At 43.6% G+C, this 20,763-nt stretch carries 24 protein-coding genes; 19 read left to right on the top strand and 5 right to left on the bottom strand.

The features are described from left to right. Positions 1 to 34 precede the first annotated feature (34 nt). From QFZ77_RS17995 to QFZ77_RS18040, 11 genes are all read left to right on the top strand, one after another. Positions 35 to 2,062, top strand: a complete 2,028-nt coding sequence (locus QFZ77_RS17995; protein WP_307441561.1) for a beta-galactosidase — start codon at positions 35 to 37, stop codon at positions 2,060 to 2,062. A 340-nt stretch (positions 2,063 to 2,402) separates the two neighbouring features. Continuing rightward, positions 2,403 to 2,699 carry a transposase gene (locus tag QFZ77_RS37845; RefSeq protein ID WP_373462618.1) on the top strand — a complete coding sequence of 99 codons (297 nt, stop codon included), beginning with the start codon at positions 2,403 to 2,405 and terminating at the stop codon, positions 2,697 to 2,699. 93 nt (positions 2,700 to 2,792) lie between these two features. Further along, on the top strand, positions 2,793 to 3,041 hold the full coding sequence (gene yidD / locus QFZ77_RS18000) for a membrane protein insertion efficiency factor YidD (RefSeq protein WP_307441562.1): 249 nt from the start codon (positions 2,793 to 2,795) through the stop codon (positions 3,039 to 3,041). Between the two features lie 367 nt (positions 3,042 to 3,408). Then, positions 3,409 to 5,406: a methionine--tRNA ligase gene (gene metG, locus QFZ77_RS18005; RefSeq protein ID WP_307449615.1), complete on the top strand. Its 1,998-nt coding sequence runs from the start codon at positions 3,409 to 3,411 to the stop codon at positions 5,404 to 5,406. Positions 5,407 to 5,526: 120 nt separating this feature from the next. After that, complete coding sequence (locus QFZ77_RS18010) at positions 5,527 to 5,907, top strand: hypothetical protein (RefSeq protein ID WP_307441564.1); 381 nt, start codon at positions 5,527 to 5,529, stop codon at positions 5,905 to 5,907. A 161-nt stretch (positions 5,908 to 6,068) separates the two neighbouring features. After that, positions 6,069 to 6,992, top strand: a complete 924-nt coding sequence (locus QFZ77_RS18015; RefSeq protein WP_307441566.1) for a metal ABC transporter substrate-binding protein — start codon at positions 6,069 to 6,071, stop codon at positions 6,990 to 6,992. A 41-nt stretch (positions 6,993 to 7,033) separates the two neighbouring features. Beyond that, on the top strand, positions 7,034 to 7,813 hold the full coding sequence (locus tag QFZ77_RS18020; RefSeq protein ID WP_307441567.1) for a metal ABC transporter ATP-binding protein: 780 nt from the start codon (positions 7,034 to 7,036) through the stop codon (positions 7,811 to 7,813). A 53-nt stretch (positions 7,814 to 7,866) separates the two neighbouring features. Then, on the top strand, positions 7,867 to 8,667 hold the full coding sequence (locus tag QFZ77_RS18025; RefSeq protein WP_307441569.1) for a metal ABC transporter permease: 801 nt from the start codon (positions 7,867 to 7,869) through the stop codon (positions 8,665 to 8,667). Between the two features lies 1 nt (position 8,668). Further along, the gene (locus QFZ77_RS18030) at positions 8,669 to 9,382 is read left to right on the top strand and encodes a cytochrome c biogenesis CcdA family protein (RefSeq protein WP_307441571.1); all 714 of its coding nucleotides are present in this window, start codon (positions 8,669 to 8,671) and stop codon (positions 9,380 to 9,382) included. Between the two features lie 172 nt (positions 9,383 to 9,554). Beyond that, positions 9,555 to 9,980, top strand: coding sequence for a transcriptional regulator MntR (gene mntR, locus QFZ77_RS18035; protein WP_047673922.1), 426 nt, complete (start codon positions 9,555 to 9,557; stop codon positions 9,978 to 9,980). A gap of 112 nt (positions 9,981 to 10,092) precedes the next feature. After that, complete coding sequence (locus QFZ77_RS18040) at positions 10,093 to 11,055, top strand: patatin-like phospholipase family protein (protein WP_307441574.1); 963 nt, start codon at positions 10,093 to 10,095, stop codon at positions 11,053 to 11,055. Positions 11,056 to 11,067: 12 nt separating this feature from the next. Here QFZ77_RS18040 and QFZ77_RS18045 read toward each other — a convergent pair whose 3' ends face one another. Next, positions 11,068 to 11,325 carry a hypothetical protein gene (locus QFZ77_RS18045; protein WP_307441576.1) on the bottom strand — a complete coding sequence of 86 codons (258 nt, stop codon included), beginning with the start codon at positions 11,323 to 11,325 and terminating at the stop codon, positions 11,068 to 11,070. Then, positions 11,322 to 12,215 carry a DUF1385 domain-containing protein gene (locus QFZ77_RS18050; protein ID WP_307449619.1) on the bottom strand — a complete coding sequence of 298 codons (894 nt, stop codon included), beginning with the start codon at positions 12,213 to 12,215 and terminating at the stop codon, positions 11,322 to 11,324. Before QFZ77_RS18050 ends, QFZ77_RS18045 begins: the two co-directional genes overlap by 4 nt. Before the next feature lie 201 nt (positions 12,216 to 12,416). Here QFZ77_RS18050 and QFZ77_RS18055 point away from each other — a divergent pair, with 201 nt between their 5' ends. The 5 genes from QFZ77_RS18055 to QFZ77_RS18075 all read left to right on the top strand — a co-directional run bounded on the left by QFZ77_RS18055 (position 12,417) and on the right by QFZ77_RS18075 (position 16,478). Then, entirely contained in the window at positions 12,417 to 12,908 is a 492-nt protein-coding gene (locus QFZ77_RS18055; RefSeq protein ID WP_307441577.1) for a YqhR family membrane protein, read from the top strand. 79 nt (positions 12,909 to 12,987) lie between these two features. Continuing rightward, entirely contained in the window at positions 12,988 to 13,419 is a 432-nt protein-coding gene (gene aroQ, locus QFZ77_RS18060) for a type II 3-dehydroquinate dehydratase (protein ID WP_307441580.1), read from the top strand. A gap of 15 nt (positions 13,420 to 13,434) precedes the next feature. Further along, a complete protein-coding gene (locus QFZ77_RS18065) occupies positions 13,435 to 14,508 on the top strand; it encodes a M24 family metallopeptidase (RefSeq protein ID WP_307441581.1) in 1,074 nt (357 codons plus the stop codon). Between the two features lie 15 nt (positions 14,509 to 14,523). Continuing rightward, entirely contained in the window at positions 14,524 to 15,087 is a 564-nt protein-coding gene (efp, locus tag QFZ77_RS18070) for an elongation factor P (protein WP_307441582.1), read from the top strand. 134 nt (positions 15,088 to 15,221) lie between these two features. Next, positions 15,222 to 16,478: an aspartate kinase gene (locus QFZ77_RS18075; RefSeq protein WP_307441583.1), complete on the top strand. Its 1,257-nt coding sequence runs from the start codon at positions 15,222 to 15,224 to the stop codon at positions 16,476 to 16,478. A gap of 8 nt (positions 16,479 to 16,486) precedes the next feature. Here the strand turns inward: QFZ77_RS18075 and QFZ77_RS18080 are convergent, their stop codons facing one another. The 3 genes from QFZ77_RS18080 to comA form a co-directional block, all read right to left on the bottom strand. After that, on the bottom strand, positions 16,487 to 16,951 hold the full coding sequence (locus QFZ77_RS18080; protein ID WP_307441584.1) for a DUF441 domain-containing protein: 465 nt from the start codon (positions 16,949 to 16,951) through the stop codon (positions 16,487 to 16,489). A gap of 72 nt (positions 16,952 to 17,023) precedes the next feature. Further along, positions 17,024 to 17,746, bottom strand: a complete 723-nt coding sequence (locus tag QFZ77_RS18085; protein ID WP_307441586.1) for a 2-phosphosulfolactate phosphatase — start codon at positions 17,744 to 17,746, stop codon at positions 17,024 to 17,026. Between the two features lie 3 nt (positions 17,747 to 17,749). Further along, complete coding sequence (gene comA, locus QFZ77_RS18090; protein ID WP_307441587.1) at positions 17,750 to 18,553, bottom strand: phosphosulfolactate synthase; 804 nt, start codon at positions 18,551 to 18,553, stop codon at positions 17,750 to 17,752. 336 nt (positions 18,554 to 18,889) lie between these two features. Between comA and QFZ77_RS18095 the strand changes: the two genes are divergently transcribed. From QFZ77_RS18095 to spoIIIAB, 3 genes are all read left to right on the top strand, one after another. Continuing rightward, positions 18,890 to 19,153, top strand: coding sequence for a YqhV family protein (locus QFZ77_RS18095; protein WP_079409538.1), 264 nt, complete (start codon positions 18,890 to 18,892; stop codon positions 19,151 to 19,153). Positions 19,154 to 19,225: 72 nt separating this feature from the next. Beyond that, positions 19,226 to 20,209 carry a stage III sporulation protein AA gene (gene spoIIIAA, locus QFZ77_RS18100; RefSeq protein ID WP_307441591.1) on the top strand — a complete coding sequence of 328 codons (984 nt, stop codon included), beginning with the start codon at positions 19,226 to 19,228 and terminating at the stop codon, positions 20,207 to 20,209. Positions 20,210 to 20,215: 6 nt separating this feature from the next. Then, positions 20,216 to 20,734: a stage III sporulation protein SpoIIIAB gene (gene spoIIIAB, locus QFZ77_RS18105; RefSeq protein ID WP_171692456.1), complete on the top strand. Its 519-nt coding sequence runs from the start codon at positions 20,216 to 20,218 to the stop codon at positions 20,732 to 20,734. Positions 20,735 to 20,763 lie beyond the last annotated feature (29 nt).

A 20,763-nucleotide genomic window follows, 5' to 3' on the forward strand; every position in this document is an offset into this window, starting at 1 on the left:
ATATGAATAATCAAAATAAAAAGAGGTGCATAACTTGATAAACAAGAAACTTCCCAAAATTTGGTATGGTGGAGACTACAACCCAGAACAATGGGACAAAGAGATAATGAATGAAGATCTACGGATGTTTAAACTTTCAGGGATTGATGTTGCGACCATAAATGTTTTTTCGTGGGCGCTCTCACAGCCGAATGAAGATACCTACGACTTTGCATGGCTGGATGAAATTATCGACCGTCTTTATGAGAATGGCACCTACGTATGTCTAGCAACAAGTACAGGTGCTCATCCTGCATGGATGGCACGTAAATATCCGGATGTATTGCGAGTTGATTTCGAGGGGCGTAAACGTAAATTTGGAGGACGACATAATTCTTGTCCAAACAGCCCAACTTACCGAAAATATTCAGAGCGGATCGCAGAAAAGCTTGCTGAACACTACAAGGATAACCCAGCCGTACTAATCTGGCATGTTTCTAATGAATACGGAGGATATTGTTACTGCGACCATTGTGCGGACGGCTTCCGAAATTGGCTCCAGGAACGTTATACAACACTCGAAACCTTGAATAAAGTTTGGAATACGGGTTTCTGGGGTCATACCTTCTATGAATGGGCAGAAATTGTTCCACCAAATGCCCTTTCCGAAGAATGGGGAGTGGACAATACAAACTTCCAAGGAATCTCGCTCGATTACCGCCGTTTTATGTCGGATAGTTTGCTTGACTGTTACAAACTAGAATATAACGCCATCAAAAAACATACACCTGACCTTCCCGTAACAACGAATTTAATGGGACTTTATAAAGAATTAGATTATTTCAAATGGGCTAAGCATTTAGATGTTGTCTCTTGGGATAATTACCCTTCCCTAAATACACCTATTAGTCTGACGGCCATGACCCATGACCTTATGCGCGGCTTGAAGCAAGGACAGCCATTCATGCTTATGGAACAAACGCCAAGCCAGCAAAATTGGCAGCCCTACAATTCACTAAAACGCCCCGGTGTTATGAAGCTTTGGAGCTACCAGGCTGTGGCTCATGGAGCCGATACCGTGATGTTTTTCCAGCTGCGCCGATCAGTAGGAGCTTGTGAGAAATATCACGGAGCCGTCATCGAGCACGTTGGACATGAACACACACGAGTGTTCCGCGAATGCGCAGAGCTAGGGTCTGAATTGCAAAAACTCTCAGACAGTCTGCTGGACACTAGAATCAATGCTCGGGTCGCGATCGTTTTCGATTGGGAGAATCGCTGGGCCGTCGAGCTGTCCAGTGGACCGACCGTTGCACTCAAATATGTGGATGAAGTCCACAAATATTATGACGCTCTATTTCAGCAAAATATTCAAGCCGATCTAATAGGCACAGACACAGATCTATCAGACTATGACATCGTTATTGCACCCGTGCTTTACATGGTGAAGAAAGGTTACGCAAAGCGGGTGGAGGACTTCGTCCGTTCAGGAGGAATCTTCCTGACGACATTCTTTAGCGGAATAGTAAATGAGAACGATATCGTCTCACTTGGCGGCTACCCTGGTGAATTGCGCGAGGTGCTCGGAATATGGGCAGAAGAAATCGATGCACTTTTCCCTGATCAAAGCAACCAAATCGTGCTAAAAGAACAATGGGGATCACTCAGCGGTGAGTATCAATGTGGACTTCTGTGTGACTTAATCCATTCAGAAGGAGCCGAGATAAAAGCGGTCTATGGCAGCGATTTCTATCAAGGAATGCCAGCACTAACCGTAAATAAATTCGGGACAGGTCAAGCATGGTATGTAGCCACTAGTCCTGAGTCATCCTTTTTGCAGGGATTTCTAGCTAATTTATGCAAAGAAAAAGGAATAACTGCCCCAATTCCCCCAGTTCCAGGTGTTGAGATTTCACAAAGAACCAATGAGAGTGGAACATATCTATTTATCCTGAATCACAATGATCAATCCGTGAACGTAGATTTAGGAATCTTAAAGGGAACGGATTTAATAGTAGGTCAACCAGTAACCAATACCGTTACACTTTCTGCAAAAGGTGTTCTCATTCTATCAATAAGTTGAACATATTCTTTTATAAGTTTTTGGAAAACAACCTCAGTCTCGAGACAAAGGTTGTTTTCATTTTATGTGTAATTTAACTATTGCAACAAACGTAGCATCGATCTCTCCATAGACGTAACCAATGTTAGTAAAATCGCCTTGAAATGGCTAAGGTCGTGAAATTTCTATTTATATTAGTAGTTTGATTCTGTGGTATCTACAATGAGTGAGGACGGGATAAATCAAACTAAAGTAATTCCTCCATAATATATAGAACTACTCTAACAACACTCGAACCATCCTTCCATCCTACTCAACAGTTCACTACCGTTACGTTGATATTTGAAGCGAGGGTGAGGATATGGAACTGCAATTTACCGATGTGCAATCTCATACGTTTCTAACAGAAGAGGAATGTGAGAATTTCTTAATGAAAATGCGCTGGTCAAATGGGTTTTGTTGTCCTGCTAAGGAGAATAGACTTAAAATAAATAGACTTAATTCCAAATTGATGATACGGAGTATTTTACCTAAGGATCACGAAAGATATTTACATAATAAGAATCGATCGGGCTTTACGTTTAATAAATGGATCATGACTTTTGTATCGGTCTATTTATATCCTACTTTTCTTAAGTGTTTTCAACTCTCTGCTTAGCCATAAAGGGCTTGAATTGACTCGGTCCTTTATTTCAGGCATGATGGATGAGCAGCATGTTTTGAATACAATGGAGTAGGGAGAGAGACTCGGTTGAAAAAGACTTTACAAGTACCTATTTATTTCTATCGGAAGTTTATTTCTCCTTTGAAGCCACCTACTTGCCGATTCTATCCCACTTGTTCGCAATATGCATTAGAAGCAATTGAAGTTCACGGTGCATTGAAGGGATCTTGGCTGTCGGTGAAACGGATTTGTAAATGCCATCCTTTTCATCCGGGTGGTGTTGATCTTGTGCCGGCACGAGCGGAAAATTTATCTCATAATGATCAGTCTGCTTGACAGGCAGCTTATATTTTCGATATATTTGCCTTAAGTTGTAAATATGGTTTCGATGAACGGATAAGTACAAACGGATGCCTATAAACAGAGAGCCGGGTTAGGTGAAAGCCGGTATAGGAGTAGGTTTGGAATATGGTCCCGGAGAATAGGTCTTCGAGCTACCCAAATTACATTTGAGAAACAAATGGCAAAATGGGAGTAAGCTGGCCTCGTGTCCCAGCGTTAATGGGCAAGTCGTAATCGACTTACTGAGCCCCGAGCTTGTGAAAGGCGGGGAAACCTGGGTGGTACCGCGTGAGTTCAGCTCTCGTCCCAAGATGGATGAGGGTTTTTTGTGTTTTCTACTAATTGCTAGGAGGAACGAATGATGTCAACGCAATCGAAAACATTTTACATTACAACACCAATTTATTACCCGAGTGATAAGCTGCATATTGGTCACGCTTATTCTACTGTAGCCGGTGACGCTATGGCCCGCTACAAGCGACTGCGCGGCTTTGATGTTAGGTATTTAACTGGTACGGATGAGCATGGTCAGAAGATCGAGCGCAAGGCCCAAGAGAAAGGGACGACGCCTCAGCAATTTGTTGATCATATTGTTTCAGGAATCAAAGAGCTTTGGGCGAAGCTGGATATTTCATATGATGATTTTATACGAACGACTGAAGATCGTCATAAAGCTGCCGTTGGTAAGATTTTTCAAAGATTACTGGATCAAGGGGATATTTATTTAGGTGAGTATGAGGGTTGGTACTGTATTCCCGATGAATCTTTTTTCCCGGAAAGCAAGCTGGTAGATGGGAAATGTCCAGATTGTGGGCGACCTGTGGAGAAAATGAAGGAGCAAACTTATTTCTTCCGGATGAGCAAATACGCCGATCGCTTAGTGCAGTATTATGAGGATAACCCAGATTTCATCCACCCAGAATCTCGTAAAAATGAAATGTTGAATAACTTCATTAAACCAGGTCTTGAGGATTTGGCTGTATCCAGAACGACTTTTGACTGGGGAATCAAAGTTCCTGGGGATCCGAAACATGTCATTTATGTCTGGATCGATGCGCTATCCAACTACATTACCGCGCTTGGCTATGGTTCTGAAGATGAAAGTAACTTCAAGAAATATTGGCCTGCTGATGTTCATTTAATGAGTAAGGAGATTGTTCGATTCCACACGATTTATTGGCCAATTATGTTGATGGCTCTTGATTTACCTTTGCCGAAAAAGGTGTTTGCGCACGGCTGGCTGCTCATGAAGGACGGCAAAATGTCGAAGTCCAAAGGGAATGTTGTCGATCCGGTTACGTTGATCGACCGTTATGGATTAGATGCGCTGCGTTACTATCTCATGCGCGAAGTGCCTTTTGGGGCGGATGGAACATTTACGCCAGAAAGTTTTGTTGAGCGAGTCAATCATGATCTCGCCAATGATCTCGGGAATCTATTGAATCGTACGATCGTGATGATCGATAAGTACTTTGCAGGCAAGATTCCCGCTTATGTTGCGGGGGCTACAGAATTTGACGAAAGTCTCTTGGAGACTGTTCGTTCTACGGTAGCGAAGTACGAGGAAGCTATGGAAAAGATGGAATTTTCCATTGCGCTTTCAGCTGTGTGGCAGCTTATCAGCCGTACGAATAAATATATCGACGAGACGCAGCCGTGGTCGATGGTGAAGGATGAGGCCAAGAGAGAGATTCTTGGCTCCGTGATGTATGTGCTGGCAGAATCCCAGCGCATTTCATCCGTGCTGCTGCGTCCGTTTTTGACCAAGACGCCGGAACTGATTTGGCAGCAGCTAGGCTTAGCTGACGAAGACCTGCCACGTTTGACGGCGTGGGAGAGCGTGCAAACCTTCGGGCATCTCCCTGCTGGCACAAAGGTGCAGAAGGGAGAGCCTATGTTCCCTCGACTGGACGTGGAGGCAGAAATCGCCTACATCGTCGAGGCTATGGGAGGCGGCGCTGCAGCTAGCGCCGACGAATCGACAGCGGCAGCACCTGCGGCTGCTGCCAGTACAGTGCCCGCGCCAGAGGCAAAGGATGAAATCGCAATTGACGATTTCGCCAAGGTGGAGCTGCGCGTAGCACAGGTGTTATCGGCGGAGCCTGTGAAAGGCGCCGATAAGCTTCTCAAGCTGCAGCTCGACCTCGGATACGAGCAGCGCCAGGTTGTCTCGGGCATCGCGAAGTTTTACTCGCCCGAAGAGCTTGCTGGACGCAAAGTGATTTGCGTCACGAATTTAAAGCCCGTCAAGCTGCGCGGCGAGCTGTCACAAGGAATGATTCTCGCCGCTTCACATGGCGACCAACTGACTCTTGCTACTGTCCCTGATTCGATGCCGAATGGAGCCATTGTGAAATAATCGGAACCAATCGAATAAACACCCTATCCCTTATTTTTCCGGGATGGGGTGTTTGAGTTGGATGGGTGTTTTTAATGTGAGTGGGGCATGATAAAGGAAACTAACCACGGAGTGAGGCATATGAGTGTTCGGTTTCTTGTGAAATTAATGAGTATAACAGGAATGGTTATTCTTATATCGGCTTGTTCGATTTTCGGTGGCGACTCGGGTAAGAAGAAGGAGGATGCCAAAAAGGATCAATCGAAATCTAAAACACAGAGTACAAAAGGGAAAGAAAGTATTATTAATCAAGAGTTGAAAAAGCAATACGAGATGTACAATGAGATTCTTCAATATAAGATTGAACAGGATAAAAAGCTTATTAAACAGTCAGAAGAACGTTATAAGAAGTTAAAAGAGGAAAGTGATAAACCATCTGATTCTAAGGAAAGTGGGGATACAAGTAAAAAGGATTCAGGTGGCAAGAAAGGTGATGAATCGGGTGGAGGTCAATCGAAATAACCATCACGAACCATTAACTTGCAACAGATGGGGCCATGCTGTGATTCGGCAGCTGGCTTTTTTGTTTTTTACGCTTCGATGTATTGACTTCAATTAAGGGGACTCGTATAATCAATTCGTTAATAAAAATTATTACGATTTAGAAAATGGGTGGGTTGATTATGATGGTAAGAAATAAGAGAGTTCTTTACATAGTCTTATTGGCTATTTTAACGGTTGTCATGGCTGGTTGTGGAAGTACTGCAAGTTCGAAAGCTAAGATGGTTCAAGGCAAAGTCAATGTAGTGACCAGTTTTTATCCCCTTTATGAATTTACCCGCAACATTGGCGGGGAGTATGTGAATGCAATCAATTTGGTCCCAGCTGGCGTAGAACCGCATGATTGGTCGCCTAAGAGCAGAGACATCAAAAATATGACCCAAGCCCAGGTTTTTGTGTATCAAGGAGCAGGATTTGAAGGTTGGGTACAGGACTTCCTCGGTAGTTTGTCGGCAGACTCGACTTTAAAGGTAGTTGAGGCTAGTAAAGGGGCAGATTTAATAAAAACGACGGAAAATAAAGAGGAATATGACCCTCATGCTTGGTTAAGCCCGTTAAACGCTGTGAAAATGGCTAATAATATTAAAATGGCATTGATTGAAGCGGATCCTGCTCATAAGGATGTTTTTGAGCAAAATTATACGGAATATGCAGCGAAATTGACCGATTTGGATGCGCGATATAAAAAAGAAATTGCTCTTACATCGAAGAAAGAAATTGCGGTTTCCCATCACGCTTTCGCTTATTTATGTAGGGATTATGGTTTGACACAAATGTCCATAATGGGATTATCACCGGATGCTGAGCCGACTGCTCAGGATTTGAAAAAAATGAATGAGTTTTTGAAAGAACATGGTTTGAAATATATTTTCTTTGAAGAACTGGTATCAGATAAACTAGCCAAAACGTTAGCTAAAGATGCTAAAGTGGATACAATGGTACTTAACCCGATAGAGGGATTAACGGATGAACAGATGAAGGCAGGCAAAGATTATATCTCGATCATGGACGAAAATTTGAAAAACCTAGTAATTGCCTTACAATAAGGTAAGCGTAATTCTATTCTTAATGAGTCAGGAGTAAAAAGATGGAGAATAACAGTAAAAACTTTTGCCATCGGAGCATAGTATCTATTGATAAGCTTTCATTCTCCTATGATAATAAGAAAGTGATAGATAAGCTTCATTTCGATGTTCTTGAACGTGATTTTGTGGGTGTCATTGGTTCCAATGGCGCTGGGAAAACCACGCTGCTTAAAATGCTTGTCGGTCTGTTGAAACCAACAGAAGGGGAGATCAGGCTGTTTGAAAGCCCACTGAGCCAATTCAAAGATTGGGAACGTATCGGTTATGTTCCTCAAAAAAATGCGTTCAACCCCTTATTCCCAGCGACAGTCAGGGAAATTGTTTTATCTGGTATGTATAGCAAGAAGAGGGTCTATCGCCGGTTGACCAAAGCCGACATTCAAAAGGCTGAAGACGCGATGCTTGCAATGCGCATCGAGGATTTAGCTGACCGTCGTATCGGTCAGCTGTCGGGGGGACAGCAGCAGCGTGCTTTCCTTGCACGCGCTATCGTAAATAACCCTGAGCTGCTCATACTCGATGAGCCGACGGTTGGCATCGATGCTGAAACGCAGGTCGGATTTTTTCGAATGATCCGCCATATGCACCAGCATCATCATATGACCTTCATCATGGTATCCCATGATATGGACATGATGCAGTCATATCTAGGTACAGAGCCGCAAAAGGTTAGTGGCGGCATTAAGTTTTATGTAAAGCATACCCATGATCCGGAGGATTGCCGTGAGACGAACTTGACACACTCAATCGGCCAGATTCGTGAGATGATCGGAGTTCAATAAAGAGGAGAGACTTTGTTCTCCGAACAAAGATCCCTATATTAGGAGCGGGCATTTTGGACATATTTACGGAATACTTTTTTCAACGTGCATTAATTGGTGGCATTCTGATTGGGCTTACAGCGCCTTTAATGGGCGTTTTTCTTGTCCTTCGACGGTTGTCCATGATTGGGGATACACTTGCGCATGTTTCAATTGCAGGTGTTGCTCTTGGATTTCTCATTAACGTGTATCCTTTGGGTGTTGGCCTCGTGTTCGCTTTGCTTGCATCGTTTGCCATTGAACGTTTGCGCAAAGCCTACAAGACCTACGCTGAGCTTTCCATAGCCATTATTATGTCAGGCGGGGTTGCACTGGCGACTCTCCTTTTTACTATTGGCAAAGGCTTTAATATGAACGTCATGAGTTATTTGTTCGGCAGTATTTACACATTGGATTCAACCGATTTATGGGTTGTTTTTGGTGTTTGTGTGCTCGTAATTGCCGTAATCGCGGCCCATTTCAAAGAGTTCTTCCTTATGTTCTTTGATGAAGATGCAGCGAGTGTAAGTGGACTTCCGCTTAAATATTATAATATGATGATTACAATGCTAACAGCTCTTGTGATATCAGTCGCTATCAAAATTGTTGGTGCACTGCTAGTTTCCTCGTTATTAACCATACCGGTAGCGTGCAGTTTATTGATCGCTCGGAGCTTTAAACACTCCGTCTTTTTAGCGATACTATTTTCTGAAATTGCTGTTGTCATTGGACTTGTCATTGCGGGTGTATGGGATCTCGCTCCGGGTGGAACGGTTGTACTCACTCTCATATCGATTCTGATCGGGATCATTTTGAAAAGAGGATTGAGGATTTAATATGGATTCTGTTAATTTGTGGATTGCTTTATGGGCGGGAATTGCTTCCTTCATATCACCTTGTTGTTTGCCCTTATATCCTTCTTATCTTTCCTACATAACGGGAATTTCAGTTAGTGAATTGAAATCAGGGGAATCTTCCTCGGCAGTTCGGCGTCAAACGATGCTGCATACGTTAAGTTTTATCGTTGGGTTTTCGATCATTTTTTATGCGTTAGGCTTAACAGCTGGCTTCCTAGGCAATTTTTTCATCGATTATCGTGATTTGCTTCGACAAATAGCAGCTTTATTAATTTTCATCATGGGATTGTTCCTGCTTGGCATTTTCCAGCCTCAATGGTTAATGAAGGAACGTAAATTGCAAATCAAATTTCGTCCTGCCGGCTATATAGGTTCTGTACTTGTTGGAATGGGGTTTGCAGCAGGGTGGTCCCCTTGTGTTGGACCGATTCTGTCCGCCATCCTTGCGCTTGCTACAACGGAGCCTGGTACATGGTTTCAATTAACGACCGCCTATTCGCTTGGCTTTGCGATTCCATTTTTTATATTATCTTTTTTTATTGGATCTACGAAATGGATACTGCGCTATTCAAACCTGATTATGAAAATAGGAGGGGGCTTGATGATCGTCATTGCGGTTCTGCTCTACACAGGCAAAATGACGCAAATCACGCTTTGGTTAAACTCCATAACCCCCGATTGGTTAAAGTTTTAATCACGTGAAATATTCAATCTTCGCATGCGGGAATTTATCAAAGATTTGCTCTGTGATAAATTCCCTTAGTGTGTTTACTTGAACCATGGGATATTTGACCGCATCTGGGTTGATGCATTATGATAGTTAAGCAGTATGTGGAAATAAAGGAAAAGCAGGGGGAAATAAAGCAATGGCAACGCCAAGTATGGAAGACTATTTGGAGAGAATATACAAGCTTATTGACGAGAAAGGTTACGCTCGTGTCTCCGACATTGCTGAAGGGCTTGAGGTGCACCCCTCTTCTGTAACTAAAATGATTCAAAAACTGGATAAAGATAATTACTTGATCTATGAAAAATATCGCGGACTCATGTTAACTCCCAAAGGGAAGAAAATGGGGAAGCGTTTAGTGGAGCGTCACCAACTTCTAGAAAATTTCTTAACGACTATTGGTGTCCAAGAGGACAATATATATAAGGATGTAGAAGGAATTGAGCATCATTTAAGCTGGGATTCCATTACTTGTATTGAAACGTTATTAGAATATTTTCGAAGAGAACCGAATCGGATGGATGATCTAATGAATGTTCGTAAAGATTTAGAGGCTGAAAGCTAGGCAGAGACCGCTATTTGCGAGGCTCTGTCTTTTTTTTGGGTATATAAACATACTGCCACCGCATACATAACAATGGAAGCCCTATAGTCGATATACTAGGAGGGGTGTCGATTTGAAGATCAACGGAGTGTTTGAAGGCGGGGGCGTAAAGGGGATTGCACTAGCTGGTGGAGTAAGCGCGGCGATGAAGCAAGGGCATGTCTTCAATGATGTCGCAGGTACAAGCTCAGGGTCCATCGTAGCGGCTCTTCTGGCCGCAGGTTATACAGGAGAAGACATGAGGGAAATGATCCTGAGATCACCTTTCAGGTCGTTTATGCAGCGCTCACCTATTTTTAATACGAAAATTATTGGTCCGGCCGCGCGGCTGTTCATCAAAAAAGGCTTGTACTCCGGAGCAGCGTTGGAGGATTGGGTAAATCAACAATTAGCAGCCAAAGGAATCCGTACATTCGGTGACTTGAGACATAATCAGCTGCGCGTTATTGCATCCGATATTACGCAAGGTAAGCTGTTGATACTACCTAATGATATCGCGCAATATGGGATAGATCCACGCAAATTTTCTATCGCCAAAGCCGTTCGGATGAGCACGAGTATTCCTTATTTCTTCGATCCTGTCATGATTCGGCGCAAAATAAAAAGCTCTGCAAAGGCAGCGCCATTCGCAGAGCAATTTTATTATATTGTTGATGGTGGCTTGTTAAGCAACTATCCACTTTGGGTATTCGACCAGGAAACGGATCGTGAGGATATCATCCCTGTTATTGGTTTCCAATTAGTCGGTAAAAGCGACATGCCCACACATAAAATTAAAGGACCGATAACCATGTTGGAAGCGTTATTTGGTACGATGCTAAGCGCACATGATGAGCGCTACATTGAGCAAAAGAATCGGTTCCGTACGGTCAAAATCCCTACTTTAGGTGTAGGAAATACGCAGTTTAACATATCGAAAGAACTCAGTATGTCTTTATACGACTCAGGCTTTCAAGCTTCCACTGATTACTTCAATAATTGGTCCGCTGAAACATATGAACAGAATTACGATAAGTTAGTTTTGCGACGTCAATAACACTTAGTGGTATTAATGATATTTCGGTAAATCGTCTGAATCGGAATCTTTACTTCCGTTAATAACACGGAACTTGGCGTTTTTCCTTTTCCCTTTGGCAGGCCCCCGACCAGTCGAATTCTTTCTCCAACGAGAAGGTGGGAATTTGTATAGAAAAAAAATAATCCCTAACACGAGAATAGGAATGAATAAAGTTCGCAAACTTACCAGCAAACCAATCGCAATCAAAATCGCAATGGCGATCTCGATCGGGGAAAATTTTCTTCTCATGCCCGTCCCTCCAAAATCCGTTGTTCTGCTTCACGCATGCGGTTGAAAGAAGCAATCGACACCTCAACTTGACTGTCTTCAGGTTCCTTGGTAGTAAGCAATTGAAGCCATAGTCCTGGATAGCCTAAGTAACGAAGGACAGGAACCTCACGAAGCGAATTAGTGAATCGTAATACCTCGTAAGAAACACCAATCACAACAGGCAGCAATATTAAACGCTGCACGATGCGTTCAACATATCCGTCATAGTGAAGAAACGAGTAAATGACGACCCCGATCAATACGGTGAAAACGATGAAACTGCTGCCACAACGATAATGAAGCGTGTTGAATTTCTGTACATTACTTACCGTAAGTTCTACGCCTGCCTCATAAGCACTAATGACCTTGTGCTCAGCACCATGATATTGAAACAATCTGCGGATCATGGGTGTCAAAGATATGAAATAAATATATCCGACAAGTAAAATAATCTTAATAACACCTTCTATAAGATTATGAAGAAATTGATTGCTAAATACATTTTGAAACAAAAACTGTTCGATGACAGCTGGAACCAGCGTGAATACGAATTTCCCAAATAAAAATGAAATCACACCCACAACAGCTACGCCAAGAATCATCGAAATATTAGAAAAGAAGCCTGGTTTTTCTTCTTTCTTGGCACTGTTATCATCCTCGCCTTCTTGTTCAGCGAAGGATTCAGCCGAGAAATTCAAATGCTGTGCGCCTTTAGCGCTTGATTCTATGATTCCCACAATACCGCGTATAAACGGAATTTTCTTGAGTGTTTGGACCCAAGGGATCACTTTCTTCGGTACTTCTAAGTAATCAAGGGAACCATCTTTTTTGCGCACAGCGGTTACATGCACATTTTTTCCTGCGAACATGACGCCTTCAATGACGGCTTGTCCTCCGTATATACTGTTTTGTTCTGCCACAAGATCCACCTTCTTATCTTTCTCAAATTCGGTTATTTGTACTTTCTTATTGTAACGGATTCGTAGATTGAATGCTACCGATAGCGGTAGAACATACTATTCTTACCTAAGGAAAGACAAGTAACATCTGCAGAGAAAGGAAGACAATGGATGACAGGTGATAATAAGGAAGAAAAACTCCTTACAAATCGTTGGTTATTTGCCCTTTACATCGGTTTTTTCGCTGGATTCATATGGGGTGCAATCAAGATTGTTGAGTACTATTTAAAATTTACCAAGATTGTAATCGGTTTTCTTGTAGAGCCTTTTTTCAAACATGATTTTCTGCATACTTGGCAGGGAACGCTCATTGGATGGGGTTTCTTCACTTTATTTTCAATCGTTGCTGCGTTTATCTATATGGTCACGATGTGGAAGCTTCAGGGGCCATGGTGGGGGCTAGGGTATGGTGCTCTATGGTGGGCAGCGATATATTTACTCATAGGCCCATTATCAGGGATGACCTATTGGATTCATGATCTGGATCTAGATACCGTTCTTAGTGATTTTTGTTTGTTCCTACTGTGGGGAATGTTTATAGGTTATTCCATTTCTATTGAATACACGGATGTAAGAACAATACGACCTATACACAAGACATGAAAGTTATGGTAAAATATCAAGGTTAAATAGGCTTGTAGAGCCCATTTTTCGATGAAAAATGCTTGGGAGTGATTTCCTGTTGAAAAAGGTTCTAGTCATTAATGGTCCGAACTTAAATATGCTCGGCGTACGTGAACCTGGCGTGTACGGAACGGTTTCGCTTTCAACGATTATTCAAGGTTTGAATGAATTAGCTGAGGCGCTGTCGATCGAGCTTGAAAGTTTTCAATCGAATCATGAAGGCGATATTATTGATAAAATTCATGAAGCGTTTGGTACAAAGAATGGTATTGTGATCAACCCAGGAGCATTCACGCATTATAGTTATGCTATTCGCGATGCACTTTCCACGGTTCAATTGCCAACTGTAGAAGTTCACATTTCGAATATACATAAGCGCGAAGAGTTTCGTCATCATTCGGTTACAGCGCCTGTCGTTATCGGTCAAATCTGTGGATTCGGTGCACAAAGCTATGAACTTGGTTTAAGAGCATTATTACCCCATATGTGAAAGATTGGTGATCTCATGCAGGAGAAACGTATTGAACGTCTTCGCAAAGTTATGCAACAGCAAGATTTAACGGCAATACTCATCACGAACCCTTACAATCGTACATATGTATCTGGTTTCACTGGTTCTTCTGGCTATGTCCTTATAACATTAGACCGTGCCTTATTGTTAACTGATTTTCGTTATATGACGCAAGCTCCTCAGCAAGCTAAGCTATTTGAAGTTGTTGAGCATAAAGCTAAAGCAATCGAAACAGTGAAGGAACTCTTACAGCAACAAGGGATCACGAAGCTTGGCTTCGAGCAAGTGGATGTATCCTATGGTGATTTCCTAAATTACCAAGAAGGATTAGCGGGTATCGAATTGGTGCCTACATCACGCGTTGTTGAGTTAATTCGAATGATTAAAGATGAGGCGGAATTACAGATTATGCAAGAAGCCGCCGATCTAGCTGATCAAACTTTCTCCCACATTCTTTCTTTCATCAAGCCAGGTGTTCAGGAGAAGGATATTGCCCTTGAGATCGAGATGTTTATCCGCAAAAATGGGGGGACTTCTACATCGTTTGATTCGATTGTAGCCTCTGGAGAACGTTCTGCGCTTCCCCATGGCAAAGCAAGTGATCGCGTGCTCCAAATAAACGAATTTGTCAAATTGGATTTTGGAGCGTATTATAAAGGGTATTGCTCAGATATCACTAGAACAGTTATGCTAGGTAAGCCGACAGACAAACATAAAGAAATTTATGACATTGTACTGGAAGCCCAATTAAACTGTTTAGCCAATCTCAAACCAGGAATCACTGGCAGAGAGGGCGATGCTTTTGCACGTGATGTTATTGTAAAGCATGGCTATGGCGATTACTTCGGTCACGGTACCGGACATGGTTTAGGCATGGAGGTTCATGAAAATCCACGCTTGTCGAAAACCGAGGAAATGATTTTAACACCAGGTATGGTGGTTACAGTTGAACCCGGCATTTATCTCCCCAACTTTGGTGGAGTTCGAATTGAGGATGACGCAGTAATTACTGACACCGGCATTAAAATACTTACACATTCTACCAAAGATTTTCTTATTATTGACTAGCGGAGGGATTCACAAGTGATATCAGTTAACGATTTCAAAACAGGTCTTACGATTACAGTTGAGCATGATATTTTTACTGTTCTAGATTTCCAACACGTTAAACCAGGTAAAGGCGCAGCATTCGTGCGCTCCAAGCTTAAAAACCTACGTAACGGGAATACCGTTGAACGTACATTCCGTGCTGGCGAGAACGTTGGCCGCGCACACATCGATAACCGTGAAATGCAGTACCTGTACGCAAGCGGTGACGAGTATACGTTCATGGATACAGAAACGTATGATCAGTTCGCGCTTTCTCATGAACAGTTGAAATGGGAATTGAACTTCCTCAAAGAAAATATGAATATCAAAATTTTGAGCTATCAAGGCGAAATTCTAGGAATCAACCTACCGAAAAGCGTTGATTTGAAAGTTATTGAAACAGAGCCTGGTATTAAAGGCAACACAGCGCAAGGCGCTCTTAAAGGTGCAAAAGTAGAGACAGGACTTATGGTTCAGGTTCCACTTTTCATTAATGAAGGCGACGTTCTTACGGTTGATACCGAAGATGGCAGATACATCTCCCGTGCCCAGTCTTAATGGGACAAGCCTCTCTGACTCACTCGAGTCAGGGAGTTTTTTTGTATGTAGCGTGCATTTCTTACCACAGGGTCACATTTTATGCTATAATATTGAATTGTTATGCACTAGAATGCGTTGGGAGTGGGTCAGCTTTGTCTCTTATAGTGATGAAATTTGGCGGAAGCTCTGTCGGTGATGCAGAGCGAATGAAGCGTGTTGCAAAAAGAATCGTTGAGCGAAAACAAGCAGGACATAGCTGCGTTGTTGTCGTTTCGGCGATGGGAGATACAACGGATGATTTGATCGACCTGTCTAAGCAAATTTACGATGGAGCCCCTCCGGCTCGTGAAATGGATATGCTGTTAACGACAGGAGAGCAAGTATCGGTAGCTCTCTTATCGATGGCGATACATAACTTGGGTGAGCAGGCGGTTTCTTATACCGGTTGGCAAAGTGGTATTTATACGGAACCGGTTCATGGTAAGGCAAGAATTACGGATATTCAGCCACATCGTGTTCTGAAGGCTCTAGAACAAGGCAATGTCGTCATTGTAGCCGGCTTCCAAGGGATGACCGAAGCGGGTGAGATTACCACACTAGGCCGCGGCGGGTCGGATACAACGGCTGTTGCGCTTGCTGCTGCTATTAAAGCAGATTTATGTGAGATTTATACCGATGTAGATGGGATTTACTCGACAGATCCGCGCATCGTGAAGGTTGCGAGAAAGCTAAATGAGATTTCCTATGATGAGATGTTGGAGCTTGCTAATTTAGGGGCTGCTGTTCTTCATCCAAGAGCTGTAGAATATGCCAAAAATTATAACGTTACCTTAGTGGTACGTTCCAGCTTTACTTACAATGAAGGTACCAACGTGAAGGAGGAAGCAGTGATGGAGCAAGGAATCGTCGTTCGAGGCATCGCTTATGATAAGAATGTGGCAAGAATTAGTATTCTGGGTGTACCTGAGAAACCGGGACAGCTGGCGAAAGTGTTTATTGCGCTTGCCGAAGAGCAAATTGATGTCGACATCATCGTACAAAGCGGTGTGATCGGCGGTTCGGCTGATTTCTCTTTCACAACGACCCTTGCAGATCGTGAAAAAGCGTTGACCGTCATTGAACAAATTCGCGGTGACATCGGATATCGTGAAGTGACTTCTCAAGTGAACCTTGTGAAAGTGTCCATTGTTGGCGCTGGCATGGTAAGTACACCAGGCGTTGCTGCAACGATGTTCAAAGTGATTTCTGATCTTGGTATCTCAATTTCGTTAGTTAGTACATCCGAGATTAAAATGTCGTGTGTCGTTGATAACACGAACCTAACCGAAGTTATCCGTGCTCTGCATACAGCGTACGGCTTGGACACTACGGAGCAAGCGTTTGTTGGTGGACCAGAAGATCGCAGATAATCGAAATCTTAACCGATTTTATCCGAAATAAAATAAGCTAGTTTTAATAAAAAAGCCGTTATTCCGGCTGCCATTAAGGGGCCAACCGGAATGCCGCGCATAAATATAATGCCAAATATGGAACCAATCACAAGACCCACAATTAATTGTGGGTCTATTTTTAGCAGTTCCAACCCTTTTCCATTCATATAAGTAGCAATAGCTCCGCCAAGTAGTGCGATGATACCCGGCCAAGTGGTGAATACCGATAGGATATCCTTCATAGAGATGCGCTCGCTGGCAAAGGGGACCAGGACCCCAATCGTCAAGAACAGCAATCCAAGTTCCAATCCTCTGCGCTCCATCGTGGGGAAATAACGATCTAAACCAATAAGTTTAATCGCAAGTAAAATGCAAGCCGCAGTCGTAATAATGGGTGATCGGCCAATGAGTCCAATAATAATGAGAATAACTAAGAGCAAATTGCCATTCATAATCAAAACCCCTTGTCCTCATACTTCAATCTTAGTTTATGAGAAGGGCATGTATTTAGAACGCAGGCGAGTCTATCCGTGGTGAAGCAGTACCATCTGATCTCGTTGCAAGATGGGAACATGATCTGTGGTATTCGTTTTTGCGCACAAAACCAAATCAGCCTGGGAACCAGACTTATTCATTTTCTTTCCATTACTGCAGGTTAATATTGTTTCATATAACGTATCCTTCGATTGCAGATAACATCCTCGAACAGCCATGCCGAAATCATTAACTGCCATATTTTTGTCACCGAGCAGAATGGATAATTCCTCAAGGATAAGACCTGCGCAAAGCCCGTCTTCCATTGAGAAAACATCTTGGGTTCCTGCACATAAAATAACGGTGTCCCTTTTGAAATCGACCGCGGCCTTCGCACAGGCCTTACTATTTAATAGGGCTCCCGCTAGCACGTGATCAGCTTTCATCGCTTTCTGAATGCCTCTTGTTCCATTCGTGGTTGTGAGAATAATTCGCTTGCCTTGGACGGCTGCTTTAGTGTATTCCAGTGGCGAATTACCGAAATCGAAACCAGGAATCTTTTTACAAAAACGCTCGCCTCCAAGCAAATCACCCTCACGAAATAACTCTTTGGCTTTCAGAACTGTTTCCACAGGAACAATGGCTTTGCAACCGTTAACCAGTGCGGTGATGATCGTGCTAGTTGCACGTAAAACATCAACGACAATGACGGTTTTATGAAGAAATTCGTCACTTCTAGCTTCGCCGATGTTGGCGACAACCTCGATATGCATCTTTTAATCCTTTCTGGTACCCAAAGACAACGTATCGGAACGGAGTCCTCTCCGTAATGCTTCCAACGCAATCAACTCATCCGGTGGAATATTGCCCAAGTGGATGTTGGGGCCTAGCATGTTAATTAAATGCACCTGCTGACTTTTGAGCGGTGCTTCCCATAAGAGCTGCTGTCCGGGAATTGCGGAAAGCACTCTTTGCAATTCGTCGTCTTTACATTTCCCGTTATGATCAAAAATACCGACGCCCATGCCTGACTCCCGGGCTTCAATGGTAACCATTTTTGCCCCGATTTCCGTGTCGATCAAGACCGTTTCAATTAATTCCTCCAACTCAATGGAGGATCCCCAGCCTTTCTTGCCATATTCGGTAATGACCTCGAAACCCTCCTCCAATCCTCTGGCAATAAGCTCGTTTCGAAGTCTGCGCTCCATCTCAATCGTCCCGTCGGAAATTTCAACACCATTAAAACCAAGTGCGATAAGCATGTCAAAAAAAGAGCTTACTGCATTCTGTCTGATGGCAACCTCCAGAAAGGTACCACCCGGGTAAATGCATATGCCGTTTTCTTTTGCTGAGTTAATCTTACTTTTAAGTACGTGTAACGGATAAAGCGGCGAGGTACCGAAGCCAATCTTGATCATATCCAGATGGCTGCTTGACGTGCTGAGCAGATCTTGAAAAGCGTTCAAGCCTAATCCTTTATCCATCACCATCGTTTTACCCAGCGTTCTTGGTTTAGCCTGCCTTTGTCCTGTGGGATCGGCTAGAACGGGGTTCCATTTCAAATGAGAGGTCACTTCCATCTGTAATTCTCCTCACTGTCCTTTGAAGGTTCAATTCTGTGTTCAGCATATGCATCTTCACAAATGGAGGTGCCCAGCATGCCTAAAATCAGACGAGCTTGCATAAGGTAGGGTAAAAAGCTTTGACCCTACCTTATGCGTTCTGTCGAATAAACGGTCACTCCGCGAATTTATAAAAACCTCCAGGACTCCATTGTAAAGCTGTTCCTTTTATTGGATTGAGTTGGTAGGAACAGCTTTACAAAAGTCGCTCTTCCGGCCTTTTATAAATCCGCTCCATTAAATATTCGACGACACATAAAGCTCAAACATTTTTACGAGGAGGAGTAGAAAGAAATGAACAAAATTGTCCTAACGATGGCTTCGCTGAGGATGATGTCGGGGAGTATCGAAATTATCGCAGCGATCTTGATGCTGAGGCTGGCGACGGTGGAGAAGGCGCTGCTGGTGAACTCAGGGCTGGCTCTAGTAGGTCCTCTAGTATTACTAGCAACAACGACGATTGGATTAGTAGGAATAGCAGAGAAACTATCATATGGCAAAATGCTGTGGGTGATTGCGGGAGTAAGCTGCCTCTTTATTGGTATTTTAAAAAAGTAATCGGTCATATTTCTTTCTATTAAGCATAGAAATGAGTATAGAAGACTGGACAACTTGGAGGGATGTCTCCCTATGCTTGATTCGATTACGCACTTGCTGCCTCAAACTTTCCGATTTCTCTTAGCCGGACTACCGCCGGACGTACAAGCTAGTGTTGAAGAAATCAGGGTGAGAGAGTCACGGCCCCTTGAGATTAGCTGGGGGGACCGTTATACCTTTGTGGGTGAACGGGGGGAGATGTTGACTCAGGAAACGAAGGCATATAAGCCGACACGGCAGGACTGTCTAACGTTACTAGAGATGCTCACGAATCATTCCTTGTATACCTTCGAGGAAGAGCTGCGTAGAGGCTATATAACGATTGCTGGCGGCCATCGAGTAGGACTAGCAGGGCGAACCGTTTTGGATCAGGGACATGTCAAGCAAATACGTGATGTGAGTTCTTTCAACATAAGGATTGCCCGCGAGATCCAAGGGGTCGGCCGAGAGGTGTTGCCACAGCTATTCGATCCTATACTGAGAAGCATCCATCATACGCTCATCATTTCACCTCCGCAGCATGGGAAGACAACGCTGATCCGCGATTTGGCTAGATTGATTAGCCGGGGAGAGTGGGGGACGAATAACGTTTCGACGGCTGGTAAGAAAGTGGGAGTGGTGGATGAACGATCAGAACTGGCTGCATGTGTCAAAGGGGTGCCCAGATTCGATCTGGGGCCACGAACTGACGTTATGGATGGTTGTCCGAAGGCGGAAGGCATGATGATGATGATTCGGTCGTTATCGCCAGATGTCCTGATTGTGGATGAGATTGGGCGTCCAGAAGATGCGGACGCCATCCATGAAGCTGTTCACACGGGGATTCGCGTCGTAGCCACTGCGCATGGTGCTGATTATGAGGATGTACGCAGGAGGCCGGTTCTGAAACAGCTGTTGGAAGAGGGTGTATTCACGAGGTATGTCATCCTGCATAGAAGAAAAGGTGCACAAGCTTCCTATCGTATCTTAGATTGTCAGGGCAAGCCCTTGGAACTCTATCCTGTGCGTAAAGGATGATGTTAGATGCTGAAATTTGTCGGAGGGGTTCTTATTATCGGTGCTGCCACATTGTTTGGCTTCCTAAAGGCTGCGCACTATATAAGACGTCCCAAGCAAATCCGTGGTCTTATCAGTGCATTAGGGAGAATGGAGACGGAAATCATGTACGCACTCACACCGCTGCCTGAAGCATTCGCCTCACTCAGCAAGCAGGTTGCAGAACCGCTTTCTTCCTTATTTCGAATAACTTCAGAGCGTTTATTGAAGAGTGACGGTAAATCCACCCGTGAGATTTGGCAATGGAGTGTCAATGATGTATGGACAAGAACTTCGATGAAGCAAGCGGAACAAGAAGTGGTGCTGCAGCTAGGAGCCGTTCTTGGACTCACAGATCGAAGTGATCAAATCAAGCATTTACGGCTCGCGATTAGCCAACTTCAAACAGAAGAAACCGAGTCTAGGGAAGAACAGCGGCGCTACGAGAAAATGTGGAAAAGCCTCGGTGTCTTAATCGGAGCATTGATCGTGATATTGATGTATTAATGGTAGCAAGGGATACTTGGCCGTACAAG

The sequence above is a fragment of the Paenibacillus sp. V4I3 genome (assembly GCF_030817215.1).
GTDB lineage: Bacteria > Bacillota > Bacilli > Paenibacillales > NBRC-103111 > Paenibacillus_E.